At 48.0% G+C, this 327-nt stretch carries 1 protein-coding gene; it reads right to left on the bottom strand.

Going from position 1 to position 327, the window contains the following annotated elements:
• A partial coding sequence (locus tag A3754_RS26580) for a hypothetical protein (protein WP_369817592.1) occupies window positions 1-230 on the bottom strand: 230 nt, incomplete at its 3' end.
• Window positions 231-327: the final 97 nt, after the last annotated feature.

Below are 327 nucleotides of genomic sequence, written 5' to 3'. Positions count from 1 at the left end.
TGATATACCACCCCATCAAACATACAGTGCACAAGCATAACCCCTCCTAAACCGACACCGAGCACCAAGTTTTTTTCACTGTATCGCCTCTTCATAAAGAGGAAATAAACGCCCCTTCCCATCAGGAGAATAACCCCGCACCAAAATATCGAGCCGACAAGAAGCCCCCACTCCAATGGCACTTGCAAAAAACCATTATGGACTTGTGACAACTCTGGTCGAATTTTCACAACGCTATATATGTCTCCACCCCACCCCCATATTGGCCTGTCTGCAATCAAAGATACAGCGTGTAGCCACACACTCCACCGTCCAGAGCTCACCTTC

Source organism: Alcanivorax sp. HI0083, assembly GCF_001635175.1.
Note: the sequence above shows the minus strand (reverse complement) of the source record. Positions and strands in the feature narration are given on the sequence as shown.